This is a genomic window from Selenomonas sp. (genome assembly GCF_052169755.1).
Lineage (GTDB): Bacteria > Bacillota > Negativicutes > Selenomonadales > Selenomonadaceae > Selenomonas.
The window spans coordinates 1-8,120 of record NZ_JBQNBV010000098.1 but is presented as its reverse complement, the minus strand read 5'-3'; the positions used below and the strand labels follow the sequence as shown (position 1 = coordinate 8,120).

Below are 8,120 nucleotides of genomic sequence, written 5' to 3'. Positions count from 1 at the left end.
AAGCAAAAGGCAAGAAATGCGCTCAAACGGCGCGGCTGCGGTTGGATTTTCATAGCAAATCACACATCCTCTCACGCAAACAGTCCGATGACGTACGCCCAAAGACCCTCCAAGCTCCAGCCTCTGGCTATGCTCTTTTCGGCGAGCAGAGGGATGCGCGTGAGCTCTTTGCCGCCGTGATAGACGACGAGGTCGCCGATGCGTTCGCCCTCTGTGATGCCCGCGCCGATGACACGCGGCAGATCATAGGTCAGGCGGTAGTTTTCTTCGGCTTCGCCGTCGACGAGCGGCAGGCGCAGATCTTCTGCCGGGTAGACGGCGAGACGGCCTTCTTTGCCGCCCTTGACCCAGACCTTCTGCATGAGATCCGTTTTGGTATACGCAGGCGCAGCTTTCACGCGGCGAAAGCCCATGTCGAGCAGTTTTACGGCTTCGGCAAAGCGCACGTTCTCGTCTGCCGCACCCAGGACGACGGCGATCAGTTCGACGCCGCCGCGCCGCGCCGACGCCGCGAGACAGCCGCCTGCCGCATCCGTGTAGCCCGTCTTGATGCCCGTCGCGCCCTCGTAAGTCCCGAGAAGACGGTTTGTGTTCGTCATCAAGGCGCGTTTCTTTTCGGGTGTGACCCAGGTGATCTCACGTTCCTTTGCGCCGACGAAGGAGCGAAATTTCGGATTCTTCATGCCGTAGGCGGCGATGTATGCGATGTCGTGCGCTGTCGAGATATGCGCCTTGTCCGGCAGACCGTTCGGATTCACGAAATGCGTGTCCTTTGCGCCGATCGCTTTTGCTTTCTCGTTCATGTGTGCGGCGAAGGCATCGACGGAACCGGCGAGATCCTCGGCGATGGCGACGGAAGCGCCGTTGTCTGATCGCAGCATCATTTCGGCGACAAGCTCGGCGAGCACGAAGCGGTCGCCTGCGCCGATTTCCGTATCTTCTGTTTCTGCCGCCGTGCGGCTTACCGTGATGATGGAGGACAGGTCTCCCTCCTCGATGGCGAGCACGCACGTCATCATTTTCGTCGTGCTTGCGGGAAAGCGCGGCGCATCCGCCGCTTTCTCGAAGAGCACGCGCCCTGTCGAAGCCTCGATGAGAATCGCCGAAGCCGCCGTGAGCTGTATGTTTTCCGCCGCGCTTGCCCTTGCTGCAATGAGCAGGAAGAAAAGCGAGCAGAGAAAAAAGATTCGTTGAAAATGCAAGAAAAAGCCTCCTGTTTTGCCTTTTCAAGGGAGCGTTGGAAAAGCAAGAAAGATGATTGCGTTCTTCAGAATACATGGTATTTTTTTATTATATCACATCGTGCAACAAAAACAGTGTCGCAGTCGTCGTTTTTGTGTGCTCCGAAGCTGTTTATATTGCTTAAATACGGATAAATTGTTATAATGAATCATTCGTCTAATTTCGATAAAAGTACTAAGTCTGAAATCCTAGAAGGAGAGAATCCATGTTTCAAAAGAAAAGTTCGTGTCCATCTCTGGCGCTGTTCGTCTCCATTGTGTTGAGCGGCGGCGCGTTCTTCATACCATCATCCTATGTTTCTGCGGCGGATGTGACGATCGACAGCTCGCATCCGCCACAGAGGAATGTGCCGAACCCCGATGATCCTGCGACGCCGAACAGTGCGGCGAGCGTCGGGACGGACAGCGAGGATGCGTCGGGCAACACGCTGACGGTCTATCAATACCAAGAGGATACGCTGAGCGTCTTTGGCGGCGTCGCCCGAGGCACGGGAAATGCCGACGGCAATACGGTTCGCATCAAGGGCGCGACGACGGAGATCGCCTCGATCTATGGCGGCGCGGCATGGGGCACAGGTCATGCCAAAGGCAACAAAGTCTACTTCGATGCGGGGACGATGTCGTTCGCCGAATGGCTGGTCGGCGGCTACGTCGGACGCAGCGGCACGGCGGAAGAAAACACCGTCGAGGTAAACGGCGGCAAGACGGGGTCTCTTTACGGCGGCTTTTCCAACAGCAGGAATGCGGCGGGGCAAATCCAAAAGAATCATGTCGTCATCCGAGGCGGGGCGATTGCGGGAAAGGTCTACGGCGGCGTCTACGGCGGCGCACATGCCACGGGTGATGTGACGCACAACACGGTCACGATCACGGGCGGTACGCTGAAGAAAGCGGTATGCGGCGGCTCACTTGAAAAAGCGGATTCCACAGGCAATGTGGCGCACAACGAGGTCACCGTCGCGGGCGGCGTCTTCAGCGGAGATGTCTACGGCGGCTATACGCGGCGCGGCGGCGCTCTGACGGGGAATATCGTCACGATCACGGGCGGCGAGCTGAACAACGTCTATGCTGCGTATTCCGCCGGCAATGTCAGCGAGATCAAGGACAACGTCGTCAACCTCGGCGATGGGAAAAATGAGATGAAGGCGGGCTACCGGATCGCGAAGTACATCTTTGGCGCATCGGGCGGCAAGCGTGCCGCCTATGCGGGCAATACGCTCAATGTCAAGGCGAGCGCACGAGCGAAGAACATCGTCAATTTCGACAAGGTCAACTTCTATTTTACCGATACGCTGCAGTCGCATCTCACGCTGCGCGATTCGATGGGGACGAAGTTTAAGAGCCTCAAGGACATCACCGTCTATGGCTCGCCGCAGGATAAGACGGGCACGCTGATCGAAAACGACACGTCGGGCGGCATCGTCGTGCGCGACGGCTTCAATTCCGTGACCAAGACGGGCGATACTGCGGAGGTCACGCTGGAAAAGGACGCGACGGGCAGGAAGATTCTCTATTCGCGCTTGATCTTCAAGGGTGCGGCGATTGCCGAGAGCGACGGTACAGGCACATGGGGCGGCCGCTCCGTGATCGGTAATACGACGACAGACAATGCGATCACCGTTCAAGCCGGAACGCACACGAATATCTATGGCGGCTGGACGACAGGCACAGGCTCGGAAGCGTCCGACAAAGGCGCAAGCAAGAAAAACAGCGTCACCGTCAGCGGCACGGCGACGGTGACGGGCACGGTTTACGGCGGCTTCACCGACGCTGCGGGCGGCGAAGCGACGGAAAACACCGTCACGGTGGAAAAAGCGATCGAAAGCTCTGTCGTCGGCGGACAGGCGGCGGGCGACGCTGTGGGCAACAAAGTCAAGGTCATGGCAAATGTCGGAGCAGTTGCGGGCGGCAAATCCACAGGCGCGGCAGCTTCGAGCAATACGGTGGAAGTCGGCAGCGATGACCGCAGCATCGCCGCAGGTGCAGTCACAGGCGGCACGGGTGCGACGAGCGCAAGCGGCAACACCGTCAAACTCACGCGCACGACTGTCACGGGCGATGTCATCGGCGGCAATGGCGCGACGTCGGCAAACAGCAACACCCTCCATCTCGACCGCACGACTGTCGCAGGCGATGTCATCGGCGGCAGAGGCGGAGCTGCAAGCGGCAACACCGTCGCCATCGATCGCACGACCGCCACAGGCGTCATCACGGGCGGCACGGCAAACGGCACAGGCAATACCTTGAACGTCAAAGGCACGAATACGGCGAAAAATATCGCGGGCTTTCAAAAACTCAAATTCGAAGCGGATACAGCAGCCGCAGGAAAAGCCATGCTGACCTTATCGAATGGTGAAACAACACTCGCAGACAAAGACCTCATCGAAGTGAGCGGCAGCGCCGTTCATGGCAAAGTCACACTCATGAAGAACGAGAACGGCATCAACATTGCAGGTCATGCCGACGGTGTGCTGCGATCTGAGACTACCGACACGACAGAACAAAATATCGACGTGGTAAAGACCGGCGCAAAGATCACGAGCATCACCTACGAAGGCTGGCAATTTGCAGGCGTGACAACCCCTGTCGTATCCGGCACAGACGCCTATGGCGGCATCTCCAAGGCGGGCAACACGACGACGGGCAACAAGATCACGCTCACGACGGGCGAATACACGAACGTCTACGGCGGCTGGACGACGGGAAAAGGCTCCAAAAGTGCAGCTGAAAAACGCGGCAACAGTACGAAAAATATCGTCACCGTCAAAGAAAATGCCGTCGTCAGCGGCACAATTTACGGCGGCTATACCGATGCCGCAGACGGCAAAGCGACGGACAACGAGGTTGTGATTGACAACGCGCAGGCAGGAAATATCGTCGGCGGCAAAGGAAGAGCGGCGGACGGCAACGTGCTCCGCCTGAGAAATGCCGCTGTCGAAGGCAGCATCATCGGCGGCAGCGGCGCGACTGCAAACGGCAATACCATTCACTTGGAAAACACTCTCGTCGAAGGCATCGTCACGGGTGGTGCGGCAGGCGGTACGGATAATACTCTCGCCGTCTATTACGGTGCGAAAACGTCGGAAATCGGCGATTTCAACGGCATTCAAAACCTTCGCTTCTATATGGAAAATGCTCCGACCGACGGTTCGGCGCACACCCTGCTCAAACTCACAAACGTCAGCGGCGGCGACAAGACCCTCTCGCACATAAACCTTCACCTCTATCGCAGCGGCGATGCAAAGAAGCTCCGTCCCGGCGATTCGTTCACGCTCATGGAAAACATGCGCGGCGGCATCGCCTTCGGCGACGGTGTTTCAGTGACCGCGCAAGACGGCATTGCCTATAACTACACCCTTCAGGTAGCGCCCGATCAAAAGCATCCGAATCTGCTCAAGGCTACCGTGCATCAGGCAGGTCTTGCTGCAGAAGCGAAGTCCCCCGTCGAAACGCGCGCCGGTCTTGCAAACTTCGTCAATCAAGGCGCGGACTACCTCGTCGAAAGCGGCATAGCCGCCGCTGAGATGTCCGTCAGCGTCGGCATGAGCGGCGCAAATGCGAACGATGCAGTGAAATCGAACAAATCCGATACAGCCGTCGATTCAACGAAAGCAGGCAACGCAGAAAAGCGTGCCCAACGCCAGACAGCAAACGCCAATGCCGTCTCTTATCAGCTTTGGGCAGGTGCAGGAGCGAATAACATGCGCGTCGAGAGCGGCTCCTACGTTGACTCTAAAGGGTGGAGTCTTGGCATAGGCTGGGCGCGTGAATACGTCATCCAAGGCGCATCGAAGCTTCTCTTCAGCCCCTTCGTAGAATACGGGCGCGGCACATACGATTCCTATCTGGACGACGGCACGCATGGCAGCGGCAAGATCAGCTACCTCGGCGGCGGTGTTTTCGGCAAGCTGACGCAAGAAGACGGTCTTTGGCTCGAAGCATCCGCGCGCGGCGGCAGCGCTTCGAGCGACTATCAGCTCCACGGAGCAAATGCCGGTTACGATGGTTCGAACACCTATTACGGCATCCATATCGGCGTCGGCAAGACCATTGCATGGAAAAAAGACGCTTCCATCGACGTCTACGCCCGCTGCTTCTGGTCACATCAAAACGGCATGACCGTGAAACTCTCCTCGGGCGACGTCTATGACTTCGCTGACGTCAACTCGTATCGTCTGCGGCTGGGCTTTCGCTATAGTCAAAAGAAGCCGTCGGGCGAGCTTTACACCGGTCTTGCATGGGAGCATGAATTTGACGGCGAAGCCGGCGCATACATCGGCGGCGACGCAGCTCCGAGTCCGAGTCTCCAAGGCTCCAGCTATATGCTTGAGCTTGGCTATCGCCTTCTGCCGAAGAGCAGCCGCATCAGCTATGACTTTCACATTCATGGCTGGCAGGGCAAGCGCAGGGGGCTAAGCGGCGGTGCATCCGTCCAATGGGCGTTCTGATTCAGGCAAAGAAGTGCGGCGCATCGTGAAAAAGCATGGGCTATCGTCGATATGCGAAAAGACTTCATTGACGGCGGCTGAAAGCCGTGCGTGATTTGTGCGCCATTTGCAGCATTGCCTTTCTTTTTGATATGTATTATTATGGTATGGTGTATAAGGAAACGCTGATTCATTCAGCGCTTCCTTAAAGCATGATATTCTGCGGAAAAGAGAGGTGCATTCCCATCATTACCGACGGATTCACTTATATCGCCGTCCTTGTGTTTTTCTCGTCGCTGTTTGTCATGATGGAAAAATCCAAGGAATGGGCAATCTTACGCATTATGCCAGCTGTCGTGCTCATCTATGTCGTATCTATGGTGTTTTGCACGCTCGGTGCATGGGATATGGCGGCGACGAAGCCGATTTATCGAGAGCTTTCGCCTGTACTGACGCATGGCATGATCTTTACGATGCTGCTGCGCTGCGATGTACGAAAAATTTTTCGTATCGGACCGCGTATGCTCTTGGCGTTCTTTTCGGCAAGCGTTACCATTATGGCAGGCATCGTCGTCGCTTTCCTGCTGCTGAAGGATCAGCTCGGCAGCAGCGCTTGGATGGCGCTGGGGGCGCTCTCGGGTTCATGGATCGGCGGCTATGATAATATCGCCGAAATACAGGCGACGCTCAATATTCCTGAGATTGATATGAGCGGCGCGTTTATTGTCGATTCCATCAACTATACGATTTGGGTTTTGTCTCTTTTGTGGCTCATCACGTTCGCTCCGCGTTTCAATCGCTGGAATAAGGCGGATACGACGAAGCTTGATGCTGTATCGCAGGATTTGCAGGAAGATGATGCAAAACGGCAGGAGAAAAGTTCCTTTCCCCATATTTTTCTGATTCTCGGCACCGCTTTTCTCGTCACTGCCATCGCTGCGAATATTGGACCGCTGCTCTATATCGTTTTTCCGTTTTTTACGAAATCCATTTGGACGATTCTCTTCATCGCGCTGTTTGGGATCATCGCCGCCTTTTCTCCGCTCGGCCGCATCTCCGGCTCTTCGGAAGTGGCGAATGTGATGCTCTACTCGCTCATTGCCCTCATCGCCTCGCGTACATCTCTTCTGCAATTTGGCGATGCGCCGCTTTGGGTTCTTGCAGGATTTATCATCCTTGGCACGCATTTGTTTCTCATGCTTCTGATCGCACGCATATTCAAACTCGATATGTTCACCTTGTGCATATCCTCTATGGCGAATATTGGCGGCGCGGCGTCGGCGCCGATCGTGGCGAGCATATATTCCGGTCCCTTGGTTCCCATTGGCATCGTCATGGCAATCATCGGTCACATCATTGCTACGCCTCTCGGTATATGGCTTGCCGGCTTTTTGAAAATGTTGCTTTGAAAGAGAAGGTGCATGGATGAAGTATCGCTATTATTTGTTTGATTTCGACTATACGCTTGCAAATTCAGAAAAAGGCATTACGGATTGCTTTCATGCGACGCTTCGCAAATTTGGTTGTGAGGATGTATCCGACGAAGTGATTCGCCGCACAATCGGACTGCCTATGGATGAGGCGATTCGGCGCATCGCAGGTATCGAGGATGCAAAGGAATGTGAACGCTTCCTCGTGAGCTATCGTGAAGAAGCCGATAAAAAAATGACGCCGAACACGCATTTCTACCCACAGACATTGCCGCTCCTTGAAAAGCTGCGCGACGATGGCGCAAAGATCGCCATTATTTCAACAAAGACGCGCCATCGCATCATGGAAAAATTTCTCGCCGATGACGCGGCGCATCTCATTGACTTTGTCATCGGCTGTGAGGATGTTGAGACATTCAAGCCGTCGCCCGAAGGCATCCTTGCCGCTTGCCGCCGCTTTGATGCGAAGAAGAGCGAAGTCCTCTACACGGGCGATAATACGGTTGATGCCGAAGCGGCGCGTGCCGCAGGCGTAGATTTCGCCGCCGTGCTCACGGGTACGACGGAACGGGCTGTTTTTGAGACGCTGCCGCATGTGAAGATCATGGAGAATCTTGGCGGACTGCTTGTGTAACCTTTCAGGACATATATGCAGCCGTCACGCTGTATATATGTCCTCACGCCTTTACAGAAGCTTAGTCAAGGAACGAATAACCGCCGCGCTTTCGCGCGGCGGTTATTCGTTCAGGCGTGATTCTTTTTCCATGCGAGTTTCATCCGACTATTCTGCGAACCTTACAGTCCCATCGGATTCTCCTCCTTTCTCGGTATAGGGAGACTCTTTTGCCGTCTCTGCCTATATGCCGGACACTTCATCCGCCGGCGCCTTTTCATCCTTTTCTTGGTTCCATTATAAAAGAAATACTTTGATTTGTCAAGATTTTCTGATAGTTCTTGGAGGGCAGGAAATTTTTCTGTATATTCCCTGCATGTCAGCCGCGTTTTTGCGCCAGTTGCTGCTG

At 55.4% G+C, this 8,120-nt stretch carries 4 protein-coding genes; 3 read left to right on the top strand and 1 reads right to left on the bottom strand.

Annotation, left to right across the window (positions count from 1 at the left end; genetic code table 11):
• Positions 1-71 precede the first annotated feature (71 nt).
• Positions 72-1,202, bottom strand: a complete 1,131-nt coding sequence (locus tag ACTTKG_RS07700) for a D-alanyl-D-alanine carboxypeptidase family protein (protein ID WP_442673638.1) — start codon at positions 1,200-1,202, stop codon at positions 72-74.
• A 245-nt stretch (positions 1,203-1,447) separates the two neighbouring features.
• Here ACTTKG_RS07700 and ACTTKG_RS07695 point away from each other — a divergent pair, with 245 nt between their 5' ends.
• The 3 genes from ACTTKG_RS07695 to ACTTKG_RS07685 all read left to right on the top strand — a co-directional run bounded on the left by ACTTKG_RS07695 (position 1,448) and on the right by ACTTKG_RS07685 (position 7,732).
• Entirely contained in the window at positions 1,448-5,689 is a 4,242-nt protein-coding gene (locus tag ACTTKG_RS07695; protein ID WP_442673637.1) for an autotransporter subunit beta, read from the top strand.
• A gap of 191 nt (positions 5,690-5,880) precedes the next feature.
• Positions 5,881-7,077: a DUF819 family protein gene (locus ACTTKG_RS07690; RefSeq protein ID WP_442673636.1), complete on the top strand. Its 1,197-nt coding sequence runs from the start codon at positions 5,881-5,883 to the stop codon at positions 7,075-7,077.
• Positions 7,078-7,093: 16 nt separating this feature from the next.
• Positions 7,094-7,732, top strand: a complete 639-nt coding sequence (locus ACTTKG_RS07685) for an HAD family hydrolase (protein WP_442673635.1) — start codon at positions 7,094-7,096, stop codon at positions 7,730-7,732.
• Positions 7,733-8,120 lie beyond the last annotated feature (388 nt).

Excerpts from the sequence above, each read along its gene's own strand:
- ACTTKG_RS07685 (WP_442673635.1), top strand. The coding sequence starts at position 7,094 with ATGAAGTATCGCTATTATTTGTTTGATTTCGACTATACGCTTGCAAAT.
- ACTTKG_RS07695 (WP_442673637.1), top strand. The coding sequence starts at position 1,448 with ATGTTTCAAAAGAAAAGTTCGTGTCCATCTCTGGCGCTGTTCGTCTCC.
- ACTTKG_RS07690 (WP_442673636.1), top strand. The coding sequence starts at position 5,881 with ATGATATTCTGCGGAAAAGAGAGGTGCATTCCCATCATTACCGACGGA.